16 protein-coding genes and 1 pseudogene are annotated in these 22,694 nt (G+C 41.3%); 9 read left to right on the top strand and 8 right to left on the bottom strand.

Annotated features, from left to right (window positions below; translation table 11 throughout):
* Window positions 1-37 precede the first annotated feature (37 nt).
* Entirely contained in the window at window positions 38-955 is a 918-nt protein-coding gene (locus IPJ16_09160; protein MBK7627343.1) for an NAD-dependent epimerase/dehydratase family protein, read from the bottom strand.
* A 111-nt stretch (window positions 956-1,066) separates the two neighbouring features.
* Entirely contained in the window at window positions 1,067-2,857 is a 1,791-nt protein-coding gene (locus tag IPJ16_09155; GenBank protein ID MBK7627342.1) for a thioredoxin domain-containing protein, read from the bottom strand.
* Window positions 2,858-3,003: 146 nt separating this feature from the next.
* Here IPJ16_09155 and IPJ16_09150 point away from each other — a divergent pair, with 146 nt between their 5' ends.
* The 6 genes and pseudogenes from IPJ16_09150 (at window position 3,004) to IPJ16_09125 (ending at window position 8,409) form a co-directional block, all read left to right on the top strand.
* The gene (locus tag IPJ16_09150) at window positions 3,004-3,987 is read left to right on the top strand and encodes a twin-arginine translocation signal domain-containing protein (protein MBK7627341.1); all 984 of its coding nucleotides are present in this window, start codon (window positions 3,004-3,006) and stop codon (window positions 3,985-3,987) included.
* Between the two features lie 132 nt (window positions 3,988-4,119).
* On the top strand, window positions 4,120-5,847 hold the full coding sequence (locus IPJ16_09145; GenBank protein ID MBK7627340.1) for a coagulation factor 5/8 type domain-containing protein: 1,728 nt from the start codon (window positions 4,120-4,122) through the stop codon (window positions 5,845-5,847).
* 27 nt (window positions 5,848-5,874) lie between these two features.
* A complete protein-coding gene (locus IPJ16_09140) occupies window positions 5,875-6,165 on the top strand; it encodes a TfoX/Sxy family protein (GenBank protein ID MBK7627339.1) in 291 nt (96 codons plus the stop codon).
* A 2-nt stretch (window positions 6,166-6,167) separates the two neighbouring features.
* Window positions 6,168-6,316, top strand: a pseudogene (locus IPJ16_09135) (class I SAM-dependent methyltransferase).
* Between the two features lie 161 nt (window positions 6,317-6,477).
* Complete coding sequence (locus tag IPJ16_09130) at window positions 6,478-6,720, top strand: transporter suffix domain-containing protein (GenBank protein ID MBK7627338.1); 243 nt, start codon at window positions 6,478-6,480, stop codon at window positions 6,718-6,720.
* A 192-nt stretch (window positions 6,721-6,912) separates the two neighbouring features.
* Window positions 6,913-8,409, top strand: coding sequence for a glucosylceramidase (locus tag IPJ16_09125; GenBank protein MBK7627337.1), 1,497 nt, complete (start codon window positions 6,913-6,915; stop codon window positions 8,407-8,409).
* A gap of 72 nt (window positions 8,410-8,481) precedes the next feature.
* Here IPJ16_09125 and IPJ16_09120 read toward each other — a convergent pair whose 3' ends face one another.
* The 4 genes from IPJ16_09120 to IPJ16_09105 all read right to left on the bottom strand — a co-directional run bounded on the left by IPJ16_09120 (window position 8,482) and on the right by IPJ16_09105 (window position 13,520).
* Window positions 8,482-8,823, bottom strand: coding sequence for a hypothetical protein (locus tag IPJ16_09120; GenBank protein MBK7627336.1), 342 nt, complete (start codon window positions 8,821-8,823; stop codon window positions 8,482-8,484).
* Window positions 8,824-8,881: 58 nt separating this feature from the next.
* A complete protein-coding gene (locus IPJ16_09115; GenBank protein MBK7627335.1) occupies window positions 8,882-10,291 on the bottom strand; it encodes an efflux RND transporter periplasmic adaptor subunit in 1,410 nt (469 codons plus the stop codon).
* Between the two features lie 248 nt (window positions 10,292-10,539).
* Complete coding sequence (locus tag IPJ16_09110) at window positions 10,540-11,916, bottom strand: aldehyde dehydrogenase family protein (protein ID MBK7627334.1); 1,377 nt, start codon at window positions 11,914-11,916, stop codon at window positions 10,540-10,542.
* Window positions 11,892-13,520 (bottom strand): GMC family oxidoreductase, encoded by a 1,629-nt coding sequence (locus IPJ16_09105; GenBank protein ID MBK7627333.1) that lies wholly within the window; start codon window positions 13,518-13,520, stop codon window positions 11,892-11,894. Before IPJ16_09105 ends, IPJ16_09110 begins: the two co-directional genes overlap by 25 nt.
* Window positions 13,521-13,833: 313 nt before the next feature.
* Here IPJ16_09105 and IPJ16_09100 point away from each other — a divergent pair, with 313 nt between their 5' ends.
* The 3 genes from IPJ16_09100 (at window position 13,834) to IPJ16_09090 (ending at window position 17,759) form a co-directional block, all read left to right on the top strand.
* Entirely contained in the window at window positions 13,834-15,495 is a 1,662-nt protein-coding gene (locus tag IPJ16_09100; GenBank protein ID MBK7627332.1) for a putative transporter, read from the top strand.
* Between the two features lie 524 nt (window positions 15,496-16,019).
* Window positions 16,020-16,874 (top strand): Nif3-like dinuclear metal center hexameric protein, encoded by an 855-nt coding sequence (locus IPJ16_09095; protein MBK7627331.1) that lies wholly within the window; start codon window positions 16,020-16,022, stop codon window positions 16,872-16,874.
* 159 nt (window positions 16,875-17,033) lie between these two features.
* Window positions 17,034-17,759 (top strand): tryptophan-rich sensory protein, encoded by a 726-nt coding sequence (locus IPJ16_09090; GenBank protein MBK7627330.1) that lies wholly within the window; start codon window positions 17,034-17,036, stop codon window positions 17,757-17,759.
* Window positions 17,760-17,969: 210 nt separating this feature from the next.
* Here IPJ16_09090 and IPJ16_09085 read toward each other — a convergent pair whose 3' ends face one another.
* Both IPJ16_09085 and IPJ16_09080 read right to left on the bottom strand, forming a co-directional pair.
* Window positions 17,970-18,845: a hypothetical protein gene (locus IPJ16_09085; GenBank protein MBK7627329.1), complete on the bottom strand. Its 876-nt coding sequence runs from the start codon at window positions 18,843-18,845 to the stop codon at window positions 17,970-17,972.
* 7 nt (window positions 18,846-18,852) lie between these two features.
* The gene (locus tag IPJ16_09080; protein ID MBK7627328.1) at window positions 18,853-22,614 is read right to left on the bottom strand and encodes a DUF4981 domain-containing protein; all 3,762 of its coding nucleotides are present in this window, start codon (window positions 22,612-22,614) and stop codon (window positions 18,853-18,855) included.
* Between the last annotated feature and the right edge of the window lie 80 nt (window positions 22,615-22,694).

Below are 22,694 nucleotides of genomic sequence, written 5' to 3'. Positions count from 1 at the left end.
GCTCTACGCTGTGTGCACTGTGCTCTGTGCTCTGCGCCTATGACTTCAGACATTCCTTCACTCCCTCAATGTATGTTGTTTTTTTAAAGTTGAATTTCCTGTCAAATTTGGAAGAGTCAAAGAAATAGTCCCTGTTGTACTGGTAGCTCATTTCCTGTATCTCCTTCATGATTGGTATAAACAGTCCTAGGATCTTTAACAACCACATCGGCATTGGCCTGACCCGTGGTTTTGTATTCAATTCTTTTGCAAAAAGCCCGACAAACTCCCTTCCTGTAAGTGTATTACTGTCAGTTGGCAGATGCCAGACCTGGTTATAGGCATCATCAGTATTTCCGAGAATTGCAGTTGCCCTGGCTGCATCCGGCGTGAAAGTAAATGAGTGTTTCTTTTCAGTATCAAGAAGCCAGTCGGCCGCCTTCCCTTTTCTGAGACTCTTGATAACCATTTCGTTGATAAAGCTCTTCTCATTGTTCGGTCCGTAGAAATCAGCCGATCGTGCAATAAGAGCCATGAGGCGTCCGGCTTTAACCTCATCCATAAGCATTTGTGCAATCTGTCTGCGCACCTCACCTTTTCTGCTGGGAGGATTTACTGCTGATTCTTCAGTCATATGAGGAATAGCGTTAATGTCGTACATATAAACATTGTCAAAAAACACGAGCCGCGCTTTATGCTTTATGCAGGCGTCAATTGTTGCCCTCATGAGCTTTGGCCACTTCTCCTGCCAGACTTCTGTTTTATAGTCAAATCCAACTACCAGGTATACCACATCTGATCCTTCAACTGCCTTGTCTACATTTTCTGACTTGCCAAGATCAGCAGAAAACAATTCATCCGAATCATTTACCTTTTTCGGATTACGGCTCACCAGCCTTATCCTGTCAGTGTAACTCCTTAAATCTTTTGCCAGCAGTGAACCTATTGTTCCGTTGGCACCTAATATTGTTTGCATACAACTATTGATTTATTATGTTGTTTCCTTTATTGTTGTAGAGACGCAATGCATTGCGTCTCTACGATATATTTAAACAAAATATTGACCTATATGTTCAGAAACTGATAATTACAATGGGCTGCATGTTCCCATATAACAGTCGGTCTCATGCTCCCCTCTTATCTGAAATGAATTAGCAGGCAGCTCATTCCATGGAATTGGTTTTTTTGAAGTGATGATATGAAAGAATCCGTTATTCATCATTACATTGATATTGTAGAAATCTGATTGAAAAGGCTGCAAATATTCCCTTCCGGTTATCTCTTCTCCGGAAATTATAGAAACATAAGTAAGTCCCATTTCTGCCAGGCTTATACCTGATGGAACGGGGTGATCAAACCATGATGAATAAACTCGAGGAAAATCATTACTTTCCGACTCGATCCATTTACTTCCATCTCTGAAAGACTCAACATAAGCCTTAAATTGGTTCATTAGCTTTGTGTACTGATTGTCTGCTTCACAAAGCATCGCAATCGCCAGAAGCAATGCTCCGGCATCAGAAAGAAAAGACTGGTTCTGTAATTTACCATCGAAGAATGAATGACCAAGAGATGTTCCGTCCCAGAACCTGTTCATAATATTATTGACGATTAAAGCAGCCTTCTTCTCATAATCCGGTTTAGAAAGTAGTCTTCCTGCATGGATCAGAGATATAGCAACAAGTGCATTAATTCCACTAACTACCTTTTCATCGCGTGAAGGCTGGATCCGCTTTCTGCGCAGGGATAACAGCTTATCCTCAATATCACGGACAGATGCTTTGTTTTTTCTTATCAGGTGATTGTGCCCTTCAAAGTTGCCCTGTCTGGTAATATAATATGAAGCTGAAAATCTCTCAAGCTCATCGGGAAGCAGAATTGTGGTCAGTTCATCGTAACTCCAGATATAAGTTGCTCCTTCTTCATGATCAGTATCTGCATCATGTGCCGAGATGTATAATCCTTCCTGCTCAAAACTATCATCCAGACAATGTATTATCCTTTCAGCCATTTCTTTATATTCTGCTTTTTGGGTGACTTTGAAGGCGAGTGAGTAAACCCACAATGCCATTGCCTGATCATAAAGCATCTTTTCAAAATGAGGTATTGTCCACTCCCTGTCGGTACAATATCTGTAAATCCCTCCCTGAAGATGATCATTTAAACCACCAAGATACATAGCATCAAGAGTTTTGATTACCATGGTCCTGATTGAAGGGCTGTTATCAATACCAGCCTGATAAAGAAGGTACAATAACGTTGAGTGAGACGGAAACTTCTGACCGTTCCCAAAGCCACCAAAATCTGAATCATAATATTTTGAGATTGTCTCAGTAAGGGAGTTTTCATCGGCAAAGGCGGGTAGTTCTTCCATACAGACAAATTCAGGAATTTTATTTCCTTTTGTCTTAAAATATGCAACAACCTGTTCAACTACTGAAAGAAAAGAATACAATGAATTTCCCGATGCTGCAGGGGCATAAGTCAGTGCAAAAATGGGTCGCAGTTCAGGTGTTAAAAAGACATTCAATGGCCAGCCGCCTCTGCCATTCTGCTTATTAATAAAATCCATCATAAACTGGTCTATATCTGGACGCTGCTCACGGTCAACTTTTATGGATACGAAATTATTGTTAAGACAGGTTGCGGTAGCTTCATCGGAAAAAGCTTCAGCAGCCATAACATGGCACCAGTGACACGTTGCATACCCGACTGAAACAAATATTGGCTTATTTTCTGCAACTGCATAATGTATAGCATCAGAACTCCACTCCTGCCACCAGATAGGATTAGCTGTATGTTGAAGCAGGTAAGGGGAAGACGATTTATTGAGGTTGTTTTGCCTGAAGTATTCTTTATCAGACTCCTGACTTTTCATATAGTATTTTATAAATGAACAACAAAATTTATAGAATGTTCAGAATTAATATCATGCCGGCGGTTGATAGTTATATCATATTTTTTTTACTTTTGATGATCATGAAGAACAAGTAGCAATCTATAAACCTCCAATTACCAGCTTTTATGAAAAAATCAACAATTTCAAGACGAAGTTTTATCGGAAAAACTGCTGCAGCGGCGGCTTTGGCTGCAGTACCATTTAACTATCCGTTTGCAATCGGATCAGGTTCAAAGAAACCAAACTCAAAAGTTGGCGGTGTCCAGCTCGGATTAACAACCTATTGCTACCGAAGCATACCTCATTCGCTTGAGGAGACTCTTCAGTATGTGTTACAGTCAGGAGTAAACTCTCTTGAAATGAGAAGCGTACTTGAAGAAGGTCTTGGAATACCTCAGGCTGCCAGACAGGCACGCACTGGTAACCTTACCGAACAGGAAAAGGCTGAAAGGGCTAAAGCAGCTCAGGAGCTAAGAGAGGCACAGCGTAAATGGCGTTTATCTCTGCCAATTGCGAAGTATGAAGAAGTACGCAAGATGTACAACAAAGCAGGTGTTGATATACACATAGCCAAATTTGTACCATCTTCATGGTCGGATGAAGAGATTGATTACGCTTACAAAGCTGCAAAGGCTCTTGGAGCATATGGCATAACAGATGAATTCACAGATGAAGCCTCACAGCGACTCGGTAAATTCGCTGAGAAACATAACAGTCTGGCTATCTATCATACTCACGGACAGTTTGGTATGCCAGGATTTGATATCGACAAATATCTTGGATATTCTAAAGCCAACAGACTTAACCTCGACGTAGGGCATTATTATGGTTCAACCGGACTTCATCCAAATGAGATCATTATAAAATATCACGATCTTATTCCAAGTATTCATATTAAGGATAAGACCGGACCAAAACACGCCACACCAAACACAAATAAGCCATTTGGTGAGGGAGAAACACCAATTGCGGATATCCTGCTTCTTCTTAAGAAGGAGAAATGGCCGATAAATGTTGACCTTGAACTGGAATATACGGTACCTGCTGATTCTGACCCGGTTAAGGAGGTTACGAAGTGTATTGAATATATGAGGAACATTTTGGAATAGATAAGGGCGTAAGGGCGTAAAGGCGCAAAGGCGTAAAGGCACAAGGACGAGGAGATGTATTATTTATAATGTATTATAGATGATGTGAGGAATAATGCATTTCATACTTATGACTAAAATTGATTGATTAAGATGAGTGGAACTAAACGTATACTGCTCCTGATACTTCTATTGGTAACAGGCTCATTAAGCAGTAATTGTCAGATTGATCTGAAGAAATATAATCACCAGCTTCTCGGGGAGAATGTATTTGTGTTTGATCCGTCGATGGATATGAAAGATATTCAGACAGTTATTGACACTTTATTTAAACGACAATCGGCACGAAGAAGTGAATTCAGCAAAAACAGGTATGCCCTGCTTTTCAAACCCGGAACGTATAATCTTGATGTAAAAGTAGATTATTATATGCATGTAGCAGGTCTGGGGCAATCGCCTGAAGATGTTGTTATTAACGGTGCGGTGAGATCAAATACCACTCATGGGAACAGTGTTCTGACAAACTTCTGGAGAGCAGTCGAGAACATGACAATTATCCCAACGGCAGAAAATACAATGATCTGGGGTGTTTCGCAGGCCGCACCAATGCGCCGGGTGCATATCAAGGGTAACCTTCAGCTTTTCGACAAAGGGTATGCCAGCGGCGGCTTTCTGGCTGATTCAAAAGTTGACGGAACTGTTACATCCGGTCCCCAGCAGCAGTGGCTCTCAAGGAACACAGACTGGAAAGAGTGGATTGGAGGCAACTGGAATATGATGTTTATAGGAGTACCCAATGCTCCCGCAGGGGAATGGCCCGAGAAGCCATATACAAGAATTGACAGAACCCCGGTGATTCGCGAAAAACCATACATCACATCAGGTAAAAAGGGATTTGAGGTTATGGTGCCACAGTTAAGTTCAAATACTACGGGACCAACATGGACCGACAGTAAAAGGATTGACAAACCGGTTAACCTGAAGAACTTCTTTATCGCAAAAGCCGGCACAGATAATTCCGAAACGATAAACAATGCACTTAAAGAGGGAAAAAACCTGCTGTTTACTCCGGGAATCTATTATCTGAATAATACAATAAAAGTTACACGTCCGGGAACAATTATTATGGGACTCGGACTTCCTTCACTTATGCCTGTAAACGGAACTTCAGCGATTGAATTATCTGATGTTGATGGCATTACTGTTTGCGGTATAACGATCGATGCCGGTCCAAAACATTCGGAGACTCTTTTTATTGTTGGAGAGAAAGGATCTGCAAAATCACACCCGGTTAATCCAGCCTTTCTGTATGATATTTTCTTCAGGGTTGGAGGACCTGCACAGGGATCTGCAACAAGCTGCATGATAATTAACAGCAGGAATGTTTATATTGATCATATATGGCTATGGAGGGCGGATCATGGTAACGGAGTCGGGTGGGATAAAAACAGAGGTGCAAACGGACTAATTGTAAATGGCGACGATGTGACAATATACGGACTGTTTAATGAGCATTTTCAGGAATACCAGACACTCTGGAACGGGAACAACGGGAAAGTATATTTTTATCAGAGTGAGATGCCCTATGATCCTCCGACAGTTGATTCATGGAAGCATGGTGATACATACGGATACGCTTCATATAAGGTATCTGATAATGTGAAAAGTCATGAAGCCTGGGGTATTGGGATCTACAATGTTTTCTATGACGCACCCGTTATTGTCGACAATGCTATTGAAACACCTCCTGAACTGGAAAGCAGTATCCATAACAAGATAATTTTCTGGTTAAACGGCAATAAGGAGAGTGTTGTAAAAAGTATAATAAACGGTAAGGGTGATGCGGTAAATGTCAATAACCGAAAGTCAATAATGAAATAATTTTCCGAAAACATTCTTCCTGAAGAAATGAAATCCCTGACAGAACTTCCAAATATTGGTAAAACCCTTGCTGATAAACTTATAGCTGCAGGAATAAATAACGATAAAGAACTGATTGAAACCGGAAGCGAGAATGCAATTATAAGATTAGCCACGATTGAAAACAGCGGGGTATGCATTAATATGCTCTATGCTCTTGAAGGAGCAATTCAGGGTATAAGATGGCACAATCTCGACAGAGAAAGAAAGCAGGAACTTTTAGAATTCTACAACTTGCTGCAGGCCGCAAAAAATTCCCATTCTCAAACCATAAATTAGTTATGAAAAAATGGTATGAAAAATTGTTCCAGAACTATGCCAGAAAGTATGACAATGAATGCTTTGTAGCTGGTACATCAGGGGAATGCGACTTTATTGAAAAGGAGATAAAATTTTTAAAAAATTTGTCGGTTGCGGCACAGGACGACATCAAAACTGACTAAAAGAGACACCGCCCGATCACAAAAAGCTGTGCAGAACTAAAGACTTCGGCAGAAAACTCCTTCGGGAAGAATTTGATTTAGCGATATGGTGTGAGGTCCTGGCCGACGCCGCTTTACCCCCTTGCTAAAAATAACCGGTTATATATTATTGACTATCTCCTGTATCTCATTCATACTGATATTCATAATGCCATGGTTTGATTACACAAAAGCACAGATTGCAGGCATTACAACAGTATTGATAATTATTGGTGAGGTTCTGTTTTATGTGAGCATTTTCATTCTTGGGAAAGCGTTTTATGCCAAGATAAAGGAAAAAGTATTCTTTTGGAGGCCAAAACCAAAAGGAGATGAACAATTAATTGATCCGGAAAATAAAGACCAGTTTTAATAACAGAAGTACAGGACAATTGCCTGCTTAGCCAACGGTTCACACGGCTAGCCGAAGGACTAAGCCCCAAGCCAGGCAAAAGTTTTTTAATAGAATTGAAATCAAATTCAATTTTCAGGCTAAAGCCAACGGCGATTGATCATTTTTTGATAATATGATACCTGGATAAGAAATATTTAATCAAAGTAAGTGATGAAGAATAGATTACTCATGATTGTAACAATTGTTACAATTTCAATTGTAACAGGTTATTCCCAGAATTCTAAAAAACAATATGTAGAATCGTGGGTTACAAATGCTGACAGGTCTGCCTTATTCCAGAAACAGACTGATAGTGTCTTCTTCGGAACCAGCAGAGGCGGTGGTGCTACTATAATTATTGATGAAGCACAGCAATTCCAGGAGATAGACGGTTTCGGCTATGCGATAACAGGCGGCACTGCTGAGCTTCTAATGAAAATGAGTCCGGCAGCCAGAAGAAAAATTCTGAATGAAGTTTTTGCTCTAAATGATAACAACATAGGCGTCAGTTATTTACGTCTCAGCATAGGTTCTTCTGATCTGAACAGCTTTACCTTTTCATACAATGATCTTAAAGAAAATGAAACCGACTTCGAACTGAAGAAGTTTTCTCTTTCGCAGGATCTGAAAGATGTAGTTCCTGTTATGAAAGAGATACTCTCCATTAATCCTGATATTAAAATACTCGGATCGCCATGGTCTGCACCAGTATGGATGAAAACCAACAATAATATTAGAGGTGGTGCTCTGAAGAAAGAGTGTTATGATGTATATGCCAGGTATTTTGTAAAATACATACAGGCAATGAAAGAACAGGGGATAACAATTGATGCTGTCACCGTTCAGAATGAGCCATTGAATACAAACAACACACCTAGCATGAGGTGGTTCTGGAATGAACAGGCAGATTTTATCAAATATAATCTCGGACCGGCATTCAATAAGGCCGGACTAAAAACAAAAATCATCCTTTTCGATCATAATCTCGATCGCATCGACTATCCTCTCGCGATTCTGAATGACCCTGATGTATCAAAGTATGTAGATGGAAGCGGTTTTCACCACTATGGCGGAGAAATTGCCGCGATGGCTGATCTTCATATTGCGCGTCCTGATAAACACCTCTATTTCACTGAACAGATGGTAGTTGAACGTCCGGGTGACAAAACAATAAATATTGCTGCGCAGGTTAAAAGGCTCATTATAGGTACAACGCGAAGCTGGAGCAGGAATGTCATACTATGGAACCTGGCTGCTGATCCGAAGAATGATCCTCATACCGATAATGGAGGCTGTTCAATGTGTCAGGGTGCGCTTACTCTTGATGGTGATAATGTATCAAGAAACCTGGCATACTACAATATTGCACATGCATCAAAATTTGTGAGACCGGGATCTGTCCGCATCGGATCGACAAATACCGGGGATAAATCTGTCAGTATAACCCAGGACGAGGAATCCCAGGGAATCAGACGGGCTGCAATAATTGAAAACTCACCTGTACTTCCAAATGTCGCATTCAGAACACCTGATGGCAAAATTGTACTTATTGTTGTAAATGATACTTATACTGTTTCGTCATTCAGAATCCAGTACAATGGAATGTTAGCTTCAGTGAGATTGAGTCCGGGGGCAGCAGGGACTTATGTTTGGGAGGCGGGGAATTAGGTGCGGGGTACGGGGTACGGGGTGCGGGGAAGTCAGAAGAAAGGAGACCGAAGACGGGAGTAATTGAGTGAGCTATTTCCTGTAAAATAAATGATGGAGAATAAAAAGTACCCCTGTTACAAAGAAAGGTCCTATCACAATCAGTGAGGCAGCATTACCGGAAAAGGATTTGAAAAATATGCCGCCGGCTATGAATGCAAGGATAAAAAGAACTCCTCCGATGAGCTCTCTTTTCCAGGCTATTACAAGGATTATAATGAGAATGAATACAGGGATGTTATGAATCAGGAACCCAATTAATCTCTTTCCCAGGGGTTCATTGCCTTCGAAAGCATCAAGTGAGAAAATCATCATAAAAATTATCGCCAGGATTGTAAACACCCTTGGAATCCAGTATAATAACCTTGATACCATTTACTGCTGAGTTTGTGTAAATAATTATCAAATTTACACAAAAACTCCGATTCCCTACTTAGTTAATACCGGAAGAAACAGTTGATACAGATGTACCGCCGCGACCGGACTCGACTGGTAAGGTCTTGTTATCAGTTTGAGTAAGAAGTACTTTATCCGCTCTTTTAGTTTTCATTTCAAGTCGCCTTGCCTTTTCACGTTCCTTAATAACCGGTATCAGATCAGATCCTGCAAGCAAAAAATCTTTCACATCTTCAGGTGTTGAGATCCATAGTATGTCACCTGCATCGAGTCCCTGCTCAATGATAATATTTTTCTCATTCGAAACTCCCGGAATAACAACCTGTTTCGTTCCATTCTTAGTGTAAACATATGGAACACTGTCAGCCCCGGCATGCAGGCTCTCCTCGGGAATATATACCACATTCTCAAATTTACCTGTTATCACTTTGTTACTTGTTGTCATGGCTGGTCGTAATCCCGGATCAGAATCATCTATTTTCACAAGAACTTCAAAGACTTTTGAATCTGAATTGGTCAGCTGTTCACCTATATTGGCTATCTGTGCAACCTTTCCTGAATATGATTTACCCTGAAAAGCATCAATAGTTATGTGAACAGGTTGTCCCTTTTTCACCTTTGTTACCTCAATCTCACTGACATATATTTTTGATAACATTGATGATAAATCAGGCAAAGTCGCTACCACAGGTTCCCATGGATTAAGAATCGATCCTGTTTTAATCTTGTTTCCCATCCTGTCTTTCTTGTAAATAACCATACCATCAGTAGGGGCTGTGATTGTAAATCCCGCTAACACAGCCTGCAGGTCCTGAACTTTTGAATTCTGATTATCCGTTATTAGTTTCTGAGCTCTTATCTCTGAAATGCTCTGAGCCGATCTGAGCGAATAAATCTTCTTTTTCTGAGTATACAGACGCTGTTCCCTGTCAAGTCTCAATGATGCCTGCCGCTGTACAGCAGGAGGTTCAAACCGTGACTGATCGACTGTGATAGAGGCTTCCTCAACAACAAACTGCTGATTTCTGATCTCATCGCGTAAAGAACTTAAGACAACTGCTGTATCAAGGATCTTCATTTCAAGGTCAGATAGATTCTTTTTAAGGATATCCATCTCATCCTTAAGGGTATTGTTATAGTTTGATCTGTCAAGAGTTGCTATATAATCACCTTTCCTAACAATGGTACCTTCTGGCACCAGGTCTGTAATCTTTATTGGTGCAGCCCTGAAATTCATATTCATTACCACATTAGGGCCCTTGATATCGATTGAATTTTCAGCAATAAGTTCCCCTGTATTTGAGACTGATATCTCAAAAGTTCCTCTTTTTGCCTCTGCAAAAGCCAAAGCTTCTTTCCCGCTGTCTGTGGTCATCCTGACAAACACAGTCAGACCCACAGAAGTCAGTATAACAACCAGTGCAGTAATTATTATTGTTTTCTTCATTTCAATTTAACTTAAAAAATACATTGTTAATAATGATCTTATTTAGAATCATTATAACATATGAGAAGCGGAAAATGTTCGAAAAGACGGAAGACCGGAGACGGAAGACCGAAGACCGAAGACTTATGGCTCGGCGAAGTCTCCTGACTTCGTCGTTAAGTATTTTGCAGTCTGGAGACTGCAGGTTATGGAAAGCGAAGTCTGGAGACTTCGCTTAGCAAAAAGAAATATGACTGCAAGACAATTTTTTACTTCATAAGGAAACTGACAATCTTAGTCTTGAATTTTGAGTATGGAGGATAGCGGAGCCAGATATCCAAAAGGTTTGACTTGACGAGTACTGACCGCATATTAGAGAAGGTCTCAAATGATTTCTTTCCATGATACCTTCCCATTCCGCTGCTTCCGATTCCTCCGTACGGAAGATATGGTGAGGCTATCTGCATCACTGTTTCGTTGATACTGGCACTACCCGACTGAGTCCTCATCATGAATTCCCTGATTGTCTTTTTACTCGTTGAAAATATGTAGGTAGCGAGTGGTTTAGGATTCATGTCAATAATCGGATAGATCTCCTCAATATTCTCAAAACCGATAACTGGCAAAACAGGCCCGAAGATCTCTTCCTGCATAATGGCATCATCGGGTTTTACATTTTTTATTATTGTGGGAGAAACATACCCTGAACCGGGTTTGCATATTCCGCCGGTGACAATATTTCCAGCCTTCATTAAAGCCTCGAGCCGTTTTACGCCTGCAGAGTTTATTACTCTCGCAAAATCATTACTTTTCTCAGGATCTTCTCCATAGAAATTCCTGATTTCCTGTGTAATAAGCTCAAGAAATCTATCCTGTACTTTTTTATCAATCAGCAGGTAATCGGGACTGACACAGGTTTGTCCGCAATTGATCAGCTTGCCCCAGGCAATTCTTTTTGCAGCGTAATCGAGTCGTGCATCTGCAGTAACAACACATGGGTTTTTGCCTCCAAGTTCGAGCGATAACGGTGTTAGATTCTGTGATGCTTTCTGCATAACATGTTTACCGATACGCGGACTGCCTGTGAAGAAAATATAATCAAACTTATAATCAAGTAACTGGTCGCTAACAGTGTGATCGCCATAAACATATGCAACATGTTCAACCGGAAGAAAACTCAGAATCTTCTCCATTACTTTTGCAATGGCTGGTACCTGCTGTGAGACTTTCAGAACAACACAATTACCTGCTGCAATGGCTCCTATAAGTGGCATGAAAGCCAGCTGAAACGGAAAGTTCCATGGAGATAATACAAGAACCTGCCCATATGGCTGGGGAGAAATATAACTATGCGAAAGGAAATGAACTAAGGGAGTCCTAACCCTTCTTTTATGCGACCACCTTTTAAGACGCGAAATAGTGTGATTCAGTTCCTTTAATACAAATCTCGATTCGGTGGCTATAACTTCGAATTCCGGTTTATGAAAATCCTTCCAGAGAGCATCTGCAATATCCTGTTCATTTTCAAGTATTAAAGAACGCAGTTTTTTCAGGATCGCAATCCTGTAAGAAACATCAAGCGTCTTTCCTGAAGCAAAGAATCTTCGCTGATTTTCGAGAATTATGCTGATTTCTTCTGTTTCCATATTTCTTCAAGAATCAATAATTGTTTTGAAATATCTGAAATGTTATGTCCTGGTTTAACAGGAATTTTGCTCATGCAGTATTCTGCCATTGCTGTAATTGTAAAACTTGGATTAACACCTATATTACCCTGAATAACAGAGCCATCTGTTATATAGAAATCAGGGTAGCCATGTACCTTCAGGTTCTTATCAACCACTCCGGTATCACCTGATTCCGACATTGGGCAGCCTCCAAGAATATGAGCAGTAGTAGGTCTGTCAAAGAAGACTTCAAGCAGGATATTCTGAGAGATCCCCGTTACTTTTTTTGCATATCGTTCCATTACCTCCTGTCCGATCGGAATATAGGCCGGGACCCTTTTTTGTCCCCGGTTGTTTATCTTCATCTTACCGCCAAAGAGATTATTTTTCCAGACCATTCTCATTGCATTATCTGCCGATTGCATGACAAGGAATATTACCATGTTGGATGACCAGCTGAAATTGAAGAGTGTCTTCAGGAATAGATAAGGATGTGTAATGCTCTTCTTAAAAAGCAATAATGTTCTTTTAAGAGGTGTTGAAGCCCCGGCTACAGAGAGTCCAAAAAACCACTTCATAGCATTTGATTTGTCGGGATATTTGACAATTTCAACATGGGTAAATGCATCGGGACTGAAAACTGAAGTAATGGCCAGACCATTATTAAGTTTTTGAGAAGCACCAGACACCGCACACAGCGTTTCAGCATTGGTTCGGAGTTCATGTCCCAGTTTGTCAGAAAGAAGCGGGAGAGTCGAATACTTGTACTTCTGTTTAAGAAGAAGGTCGAGCGTTCCTAAAGCACCACCGGCAACAATAATCCCTTTAGCTTTGAAGGTCTTCTTCTTTTTCAAAAAAAGAGATGTAATATTCTTTGTTTCAATAATATATTGATTGTCAACAAAAGAGATTTTTTCGACTTTGGTTTCAGGAAGGATCTCCACTCCCATCTTTTCTGCAAACCAGAGGTAATTTCTGTCAAGAGTGTTTTTTGCATTTTCCCTGCAGCCAACCATGCATCCGCCACATTCAATACAGCCTTTGCGGAGAGGGCCAAGTCCGTTAAAATACGGATCCGATTCAGTTTCCGATCCGTCAATATTTACACCGACAAACACGGACTCAAAGGTCTCATGAGCATCCATATCCGTTGAAACCTCCTCAAGCATCTGGTCTTCAATATTCATTTTTGAATATTTCTTCCTGCCGAGCATAAATGAGGCCTTGTCGTAAAAGGGTTCAAGAAGAGTCTTCCAGTCACCAAAACGGTGCCACGATAAGTTGTTAAAAAACTCATCAGGAGGAATATAGAGTGTATTGGCATAAACAAGACTTCCGCCGCCAACACCTGTACCGCTTAGAATGCTAGCTGTTGAGTAGAATGATAATTTCTGAAAGCCAAAAAAACGTAATGCAGGTACCCAGAGGTATTTCGCCAGGTTCCAGTTTGACTTTGGAAAATCTTCCGGATTGAATCGTTTACCCTGCTCAATGGTAAGAACTGAGTAGCCCTTTTCAGCGAGACGCAGACTGGCAACGCTTCCTCCGAATCCTGAACCAATTACAATATAATCGTATGTCATTTAATATGTTTTACAAGGGAGGTTGGATGTAAATATAGAAAGTATAGCGAATAAACGGTGATTTTGTGATAAAGATTATTGATTATGGCGCAAAGGCGCAAGGGCGCAAGGGCGCAAAGGCGAACGACACACGACACACGGCGCACGACCCGGGGCTCGGCGAAGTCTGGAGACTTTGCTTAGCGTTGGGTGTAACGGCTTATCTCCGTGAAACTTCGTGCTCTCCGTGTCTCCGTGGTTATTAGAAACATGATAAACCACCATAATTTTGTCCGGATATTCTCATACTTTTGCGGATAAATATTTCTGAAATATGACCTGGCTGATTGATCTGTTTCTTAAAGAAACTGTTGCGCATACAATACTGGTTTACAGCTTAATAATTGTAATCGGGGTATTTCTGGGAAAACTAAAAGTATCCGGGATTTCGCTGGGCATCACATTTGTACTTTTTGCTGGTCTGGCTGCAGGCCATTTCGGATTGTCTGCAAACCACCTTGTCATTGAATTTGTAAAGGACTTTGGGCTGATCCTGTTTGTATTTTCAATCGGGCTGCAGGTTGGGCCGGGATTTTTCTCTTCATTTAAAAAGGGAGGCCTATCACTTAATCTCATGGCAATGATTATTGTCCTGCTGGGCGGAGCAACAACACTGGCTCTTCATTACATAACAGGCAAATCACTTCCGATGCTTGTCGGAGTAATGTCGGGAGCTGTAACAAATACACCCGGACTCGGTGCTGCACAACAGGCTCTTGTACAGATTTCCGGTAGTGCACCTGTCCCTGAAATCGGACTCGGTTACGCAGTCGCTTACCCTTTTGGCGTGCTTGGCATAATTCTTACAATGTTCGCAATCAGAAAGTTCCTGGGTATTAACGTTCAGAAAGAAATAGAACAATTTAACCTTGATCTGCATCCGACAGAGACTCTGCCTGAAAAAAGAAGCATACTGGTTACAAATCCGGGGATATTCAATAAAACGATCTTTGAGATCTCGAAGATAATAAACCGGGAAGTTGTTGTTTCGAGAATACTTCGCAACGGAGAGCTGATACTTGCTGCCTCTGATACTGAAGTGCAGGAGAACGATATTATCCTTGTCGTTACCCAGAAGGGTTCAATATCAGAAGTAGTAAGTATAATCGGCAAGGAAAGCGATATGGACATTTCAGCAAAATCGGGCTCACTGATATCCCGCCGTATAATGGTAACAAACAAGGATGTCTTTGGCAAAGATCTCGGGTCGCTGAAACTAAGAACCAGATATAATATAAACATTACACGTGTATATCGGTCAGGAATAGAGCTTGTAGCCACTCCGAATCTAATATTGCAAATGGGTGACAGACTTACAGTTGTAGGTGATGAGAAGTCAATGGAAAAAGTGATAGCACAACTGGGGAATTCAATAAAAAGACTTAATGAACCCAATATTGTACCAATTTTCATTGGAATACTTCTGGGCGTTATCCTGGGAAGCATTCCATTTCATATCCCCGGAATTGCTAATCCGATACGGCTTGGTCTTGCAGGCGGACCGCTCATTGTAGCGATCTTATTAAGTAAATACGGTTATAAGTTCTCACTTGTTTCATATACCACACCAAGTGCAAATCTAATGCTCCGCGAAATCGGGATTGTCCTGTTCCTTGCCAGCGTTGGACTTGTTGCAGGTGAGAAATTCATTCCAACACTTCTTTCTGGTGACGGACTAATCTGGATGGGATATGGTGCCCTGATAACATTGCTGCCGCTTCTGATTGTAGGGTTTTTCACAAGAATATACCTTGGCAAAAATTACCTCGAGATCTGCGGTTTGCTTTCAGGCAGCATGACTGATCCCCCTGCCCTCGCATTTGCCAATAGTATCGCCCAGTCTGAAGCACCGGCGGTAGCATATGCAACTGTTTATCCGCTGGTAATGTTCCTGAGAATTTTTGTTGCGCAGCTGTTGGTGTTGTTGTTTATTTAACGGCGTAAAGGGTATAGCCGTCATCCTGAGGTACTAAATAGAGTAGAATAGTGAGAGATTTTAGTACAAAAATAAAGTGTAAAGTATTGAAGATATGTATAATAAATTTCCCCTCCTTTTGAAGGAGGGGTGGCCGGACCACTTTTAAATTATGATGCAGATGCGGATACCGGCCGGGGTGGTTGATTGTCACAAAGCAACCTCAACTAATGTGGCCATATTCCTGAGTAATGACCTAGAAAAATAAAGACATTTGCGGTTAAGATTGTTTTCCTTTTTCATACATCTCACTGAGAAGAAATCAATGAATCAACCACCCCGGTCGGGAAATAGAATACTGTATATATAAGATAATCAATCATCCCGACCACCCCTCCTTCAAAAGGAGGGGAAACTTTCTTATGATGATTATCATTCCTCATCAGAGGTTATGGCAAGACTGTTAAAAGGTAAAAAACCAGGAATTTAACAGATAGTGGGTAAATTGTTTTAAATTTGAGAATATGAATTTAAAAGGAATTGCTATGAAGACGATATTAAAGGCTTTTGTTATTATTATTTCAATCGCAATAACTGTTCCTGTTTACGGACAGAATTCGGCAGGGCAGATTATTGAAACGATTATCAGTAAGACCGGGAGCCAGAAGATACCAGGTACTGTTGATGTTATAAAGGAAGGAAATCCCGAAACACCTGTTACAGGAATAGTTACAACAATGTTCGCTACAATGGATGTTCTGAAAAAGGCGGTTGAAAAAAAGTGTAACCTGATTATCGTGCATGAGCCTTTATACTATAATCATACAGATCAGACAACCCAGTTTCAGAATGATCCGGTCTACCTTGAAAAGAGCCGGTATATTAAGGAAAACAATCTGGTTATCTGGAGGTTTCACGATTATATCCACAGCATCAAACCAGATGGAATCATGTCGGGGATGGTAAAAAAACTGCAATGGGAAAAGTATGTGGTAAATGGTAATCTGTCGCAGTATCTTTTACCAGAGACTACGCTTGAAGAATTGCTTAAATACCTGAAGCAAATCTTTCCGTCAAATGCCTTTTATGTCATCGGCAACAGGGATATGAAACTTTCCAGGGTAAGGTTTGCTGCCGGTGCTCCGGGTAGTTCTACACATATGAGATTACTAAGGGAAGAAGACGTTGATGTCGTACTCGCAGGGGAATCGCCTCAGTGGGAAACATATGAGTACACCCGCGACGCTGTTTCACAGGGAAGAAACAAGGCAATAATCTTCCTGGGACATATCTCATCAGAAGAGGCAGGAATGGATTTTTGTGCATCGTGGGTGAAGACTTTTATTAAAGATGTTCCGGTAGTGTTTGTTGAGAGCGGGCCGGCTTATTGGTCGTACTAGGGGGCGTTACGGCTTGCTTCGACTTCGCTCAGCAACCGACCGTGACTGGGGGGGACTGCAAGACCGCAAGACTGCAAGACCGCAAGACCGCAGGACCGCAAGACATCTTGTGCAAAGTGTAAAGAAGAGTAAAAAATAACTATTTAACTAATTCAGGAAATGATGAAATATATAAACCTTGTTTTTTTTACAGGAATGATAGTGATGAACTATCTGGCTAATGCGCTTCCTCTGAATAATAAGAACACCGGCGAACTTTCAGACTCATTTCCGAATCTGTTTGTACCGGCAGGAATTACATTTTCAATCTGGGGAATAATCTATATACTTCTTCTGATTTATACAATTGTGCAATTTACAGGATCGAACCAGATAACAATTTCGAAGATCAGCCTTGCTTTTGGAATATCATGTGTCCTGAATGCTTTATGGATTGTGACATGGCATTACGGCAAACTTCCTCTTTCTCTTCTTGTTATGGCCGGCATGCTCGTGTCGCTGATATATATTAACATGGCTATTCAGGATTTGCCTTTCGGAATTATCAAATCTGCTTTCGGCATCTACCTCGGTTGGATCTGTATAGCAACTATAGCCAACGTTACCGCGCTTCTTGTAAGTTATAACTGGATTGGATTTGGATTATCCCAGGAAGCCTGGACTATTATAATGATATCAATTGGTGCTATAATTGTTGCATTAACTGTTTACAGGATAAGCAATCCGTTTATCGGACTTTCAGTGATATGGGCATTTACAGGGATCATCATAAAACGACAGGATGACTATAAATCAATAGTAATTGCTGCGGCAGCGGCTATTGTGGTGGTTGGTGCTGTAACTATTTGGGGATTCTTCAGGAAGACCACAGGTATTGCTGCTTAAAACTTATTCCTGCTTATACTGGGAGATCCCTCGCTTCGCTTCGGGATGACAGGACTCTTTGGGGACAAGGAAGGGAAAGAAGTGGCGATTCGTAAAGAATCTTTCATAACAGATAAATTTTCATCGAATCGCCACTTCTTTCCCCCACGAACCATGAATTATGTGTCATCCCGAAGCGTCAGCGAGGGATCTCATGGAATTTGCAGGAGTTTAATCAATCTTCTTCCCGACGAATGCCCCGTAAATAATAAATCCCAAACCTAACAAAACGAAAAAGCCGCTTACAATATAACCACCAAGATGAGTCAGAAGGTATGAGCTGTACCTGTAGTGCCGGAACAGATCGATGGCAAATACGAATATTCCCGTTCCAATTAGTGTAAAACCAATTCTGACCAGGGAAGGAGGCATTTTTTGAGGAAGCTCTTTTCTTATTTCCACAGGATCAGGATGGACTATCTCTTCCGGAACTGAGGACTGACAGTTCCAGCAAATAGCATATTCCATTCCAACATTCTCATGGCAATTCGGACACTTCCAGTACTTCTCCCTTTCAGCTTCAAGGTCAATTTCGATCTGCGACTCATCCGGTCCCTCTTCATACCCGAAAATATCAATCAGAAGATTACGATTAATATCCTCCTCTCTCATTATTGCCTCTTTAGCCTCGCCATAATGCTTGTTAAAATCAATATCTGAGATAAGTTCCCGCTCCCTTGCTGCCGATAGCAAAGCATGATATACGTCAATTGCAATATTGTTCGGGTCTTCAATTATTTCATAGATCTCCTCATCATTGTATCCTGCAAAATATTTGATAAATGCATTGCTCTTCTCCCACCGGTAATGCTTTATATTGCTCTCATGTGCTTTAAATGAAGATGATATTTGCTGCCATAACAACTCCCTGAGATCAAAGGATATCAACCCTTTTTCTACTGAAACATAAAGAGCTGCTTCCACTGCTTCGGGACGATAACTTATGTACCTTGTAATAATTGCTGACAGTTCGGAACTTGTCTTTTCCGACAACCTGGTAACAAAGTCCCTTACTTCTTCAGGATTGGTATAAAAATTCTCAGACATTTAGGGTTTATTCTTTTACAGGTTTAACATTAATAACAAAATCGATTCTCTGCGGCATAACCTGGTATGCAGGAAACACAGAGAGGGCAGTGCAGCCAACTCCGCTTGTTGCATAATCAAAGTTGAAGGTAATACCATCAAAAGGCTTTAGCTGATAGGTATATAACGCTTTTGTAAGGTTCTCCTCTGAATATGGATGAGCACTAAAGTTAAACAGTTTTTCTCCGCTGAATTCCAGTCCTGTACCTTTTTCATCGGTCATCCTTACCCATCTGTTATCGCATCTTAATCCATAATCCTGAGGAATCAGGTATGGCTCATACATGTCGATAACAGTTGATTTATAAACACCTGTTTTATAGCCCGATTTTCTGTCGGGGTAATTCTCCTGGGGGCCACGTCCGAACCACTGAACATTGCCAAGGCTCTTATCCAGAATCCAGTCAACGCCAATGCGCGGCAGCCACGATGGCATATCTCCGTCGGGAGAAACTGAGTGCTCGATTGTAATCTCCCCATCGCTCTTTATGGTATACAGGTAATGGTTCATGAAGGAACCCCGCTTTGTTCCCAGCTGCATCACATTTTTAACTTCAAATTGCACTTCATTGTCATCATCCTTTAAGACTCTGAATAACTCGCTGAAAAGCTGAAGTTTATCAAGTCCCGAGGAGTACCATTCAGTAGCTGCAAAACGCCCGTAACCATCGGTACGGTGTTTGTTATTTGATCCCCAGAAGGCCCATTCGTCAGTCTCGTTGGCAAGAGGAGCCCGCCATACATTGAGTGCGGCACCCTGTTTTATAAGTTCTTTTCCGTTGAATTTCATCGAAACAAGTGTACCCTTCAGTTTATCAAAAACATAAACAAATTCTTTTCCTGAGACAGTAAGTTTCTCTTTATCTTCTGTCGTTGACATTTCTCCGGATGATTCCTCAGTTTTGCTGATTATATTCTCACTCCATGGCAGTTTTAACTGATCCCAGGCAATTTCAAATCCCGGCTCAGCCCAGGCAGTTTTTCCTTTTTGCAGGAAGCTGACCACCAGTGAGTATTCCGCGCCTTTCTTTATTTCAGTCTTTTTAAATGGAATAGCTAAGACCATCTTCTTCTGAGGGGCAAGATTAACAGTAATGTTTCCGCTCTGCACTGTTTCGCCGTTTTCCTGAATAAGCCACTTAGCATCAAGCTCATTCAGATTTGTAAACAGATACCTGTTTTGAATTTCGACCTCCCCTTTTTCAGCTGATACAAGCTTCACTGAAACCGGCTGAGCCGATTTTTTGATCTGCCACATCTCAGGCTGGGGTCTGCGATCGGGCCAGATAGATCCGTATGTCCTGGCTCCTATTCCGTAACTATAAAACTCACCTCCTTCAGTTATCTCCTCAAAATCGAGCCAGAGAGCGGCCTGCTTTTTCAGATCATCTGTTGGCTTCTGAAGCGCTTCAGGGGAAACAGCTTTTGAAAAAATACCAACCTGGTCGATTATTGCATCACATATATAAACAGTGGTTTCCTGTCCGTGTATTTCAACATTTCGTCCGATGTTAACAGGGAAAGGTGTGTTGCGGATATTTCCCGTAACAGGAACAGGATCACTCTGCTTATTGTCGATTGAGAGAACGATCTCTTTTCCGTTATATGCTGCCACAACAGTGTGCCAGTTATTCTCCCAGTCAGGCGGAAGCGCTATCCGGGTTTTTCTTTTTTGCCTTGTAGTAACATAAAATTCCAGTGAGTCCTTTCTGATCTGGTGGATCCCAAACTGCCAGTTTCCTTTGGTTATAAGTGTACCTGCAGAACTGCTGAGGGCTCTCGGGAACACCTTAAGTGATAAAGTCAGCTGGTCACCGCTTATCTCAAGCACCTCATCCCTGTAAACCTCCACCCACTGGTCGTGACCGTTAAGGTCAATTCCTTTGCCTTCCGATCCTTGAACCAGTTTTGCCCTTCCCATAATATTCACCTGAACATTATTTCCTGAGCCATCTTTAAGTGATCGGATTTTTTCGGCTATCCCGGTGCTTACAAAGTCCCAGATTGCCCCGCCCATGCTTCGCGGATGATTATAAAATGCTTCCCAGTAATCATCGAGAGCACCGCCTCCGTTACCCGTAACAGCAAGATATTCATCAAGGAAGGATGGTCGCGGATCTGAGCTTTCAGGGACAAGAAACACATTTGTTATAAGATCTGATATTTTAGGATAACGCGGACCGATTATATCCTCGCAACGCTGTGCGAATGCATTGCCGCCATACATCCAGTATCGTGTTTTATCATACTTTTTACCTTCATCAATCACAGCACAGATATTATCACCTTCACCGCTCTCATTTCCTGCACTCCAGAAAAGTATTGAAGGATGGTTCCTGTCGCGAAGCACCATCTTCCTTGCTCTTTCGCGATACATTTCTTCCCATTCTTTTCGTGTTGAAACATACTCAGTTGCATGCGATTCATCACCTGTTTCGTCGATTACATAGATACCATATTCATCGGCAAGCTCGAGATATCTGGTAACAGGAGGATAATGTGAAGTTCTTACACAATTGATATTGAACTGTTTGAAGAGATTCATATCCTTTCTTATAGTCTGCTCATCCATTGTATGTCCGAGAGTGGGATGCTGCATATGACTGTTTATGCCGTTTAGTTTCACAGGGACCCCGTTCAGGTAAAAAACCTGGTTACGGATTTCAGTCTCCTTGAAGCCTATCCTGCCATTTATCGCTTCTACAGTCTTTCCTTCAGGATTTATTAACTCAAATGTGAGGGTGTAGAGATTGGGATATTCAGCAGACCATTTTGCCGGATTTAAAATTTCGGAAGATAATTTAACTGTTTTCCTTACCTCAGTGCTTACTGAAACCTTATCAGAAACCAGGGTTTTCACCACTTTCTTATCTGAATCGTATAGCGTTGCTTTTACTGTGAAATCATTAACAGTTGCTGGTGAAAAATTTGCCAGGTCTATCGAAAGTTCAAGCTTCGCATTGGTATAAGTTTCATCGAGGTCGGTTGTGGCATACCAGTCGAAAATATGAGTTTTCGGTGTGGCAATTAACCAGACATCATCAAAGATCCCTGCAAGACGCCAGTAATCCTGGTCTTCCAGGTAATATCCATCGGAGTATTTATGCACATTAACTGCAATAGTGTTTTTCCCCGGTTTCAGGTATTTTGTGATGTTATATTCTGCCGGCTCCTGTCCCCCTTCATTATAGCCTAACTCTTTTCCGTTTATCCACACGAAGGAAGCTGATTGCACCTTTTCCATTCTCAGGAAGATCTCTTTTCCTTTCCATGCCGATGGTATATTAAAGGTCCTTCTGTAAGAGCCTGTAGGGTTGTATTCTCTTGGAATAAATGGCGGATTTGGTTTAAACGGAGTCTTTACATTGCGAAACAGCGGGTCGCCAAAACCCTGCATTTCCCAGTTGGATGGGACATGAATTGTATCCCATTTTTTATCATTATAGTTCTCCGCAAAAAATCCGGAAGGTGTTCCTTCAGGAGTATCGGCAAAATGGAACTTCCAGGTACCATTAAGAGATAATATACTGCCTGCAGAAGAACGGTTATTCTTCAGTGCTTCATCTGAGGTTAAATATGGAACGACCGGCACATGACCCTCTACCTGGTTAATCTCGAAAATCTTGGTGTTTTCAAGAAAATCATAGATGTTCGCCGGGAACTTTATCTCCTGAGCATGAATGGCTATGGCTATTGTTGAAAGCAGCACTGCAATATAAATCCTTTTCATTCTTCAAAATATTAAATGATGAAGGAAATATAGTGAAAAAAATTCAGGTCACACAAATCGCACTCGTGTTGCCAATACCC

The sequence above is a fragment of the Bacteroidales bacterium genome, from assembly GCA_016709865.1.
Classification (GTDB): domain Bacteria; phylum Bacteroidota; class Bacteroidia; order Bacteroidales; family VadinHA17; genus LD21.
The sequence above is the reverse complement of the archived record's forward strand: the minus strand, read 5'-3'. Positions and strand labels throughout refer to the sequence as shown.

What these genes read in the sequence shown, in the direction of transcription:
- IPJ16_09145 (MBK7627340.1), top strand. Translation starts at nt 4,120, where the DNA reads ATGAGTGGAACTAAACGTATACTGCTCCTGATACTTCTATTGGTAACA.
- IPJ16_09085 (MBK7627329.1), bottom strand. Translation starts at nt 18,845, where the DNA reads ATGTCTGAGAATTTTTATACCAATCCTGAAGAAGTAAGGGACTTTGTT.
- IPJ16_09110 (MBK7627334.1), bottom strand. Translation starts at nt 11,916, where the DNA reads ATGGAAACAGAAGAAATCAGCATAATTCTCGAAAATCAGCGAAGATTC.
- IPJ16_09125 (MBK7627337.1), top strand. Translation starts at nt 6,913, where the DNA reads ATGAAGAATAGATTACTCATGATTGTAACAATTGTTACAATTTCAATT.
- IPJ16_09090 (MBK7627330.1), top strand. Translation starts at nt 17,034, where the DNA reads ATGATGAAATATATAAACCTTGTTTTTTTTACAGGAATGATAGTGATG.
- IPJ16_09120 (MBK7627336.1), bottom strand. Translation starts at nt 8,823, where the DNA reads ATGGTATCAAGGTTATTATACTGGATTCCAAGGGTGTTTACAATCCTG.
- IPJ16_09115 (MBK7627335.1), bottom strand. Translation starts at nt 10,291, where the DNA reads ATGAAGAAAACAATAATAATTACTGCACTGGTTGTTATACTGACTTCT.
- IPJ16_09080 (MBK7627328.1), bottom strand. Translation starts at nt 22,614, where the DNA reads ATGAAAAGGATTTATATTGCAGTGCTGCTTTCAACAATAGCCATAGCC.
- IPJ16_09100 (MBK7627332.1), top strand. Translation starts at nt 13,834, where the DNA reads ATGACCTGGCTGATTGATCTGTTTCTTAAAGAAACTGTTGCGCATACA.
- IPJ16_09140 (MBK7627339.1), top strand. Translation starts at nt 5,875, where the DNA reads ATGAAATCCCTGACAGAACTTCCAAATATTGGTAAAACCCTTGCTGAT.
- IPJ16_09155 (MBK7627342.1), bottom strand. Translation starts at nt 2,857, where the DNA reads ATGAAAAGTCAGGAGTCTGATAAAGAATACTTCAGGCAAAACAACCTC.
- IPJ16_09160 (MBK7627343.1), bottom strand. Translation starts at nt 955, where the DNA reads ATGCAAACAATATTAGGTGCCAACGGAACAATAGGTTCACTGCTGGCA.
- IPJ16_09150 (MBK7627341.1), top strand. Translation starts at nt 3,004, where the DNA reads ATGAAAAAATCAACAATTTCAAGACGAAGTTTTATCGGAAAAACTGCT.
- IPJ16_09095 (MBK7627331.1), top strand. Translation starts at nt 16,020, where the DNA reads ATGAAGACGATATTAAAGGCTTTTGTTATTATTATTTCAATCGCAATA.
- IPJ16_09105 (MBK7627333.1), bottom strand. Translation starts at nt 13,520, where the DNA reads ATGACATACGATTATATTGTAATTGGTTCAGGATTCGGAGGAAGCGTT.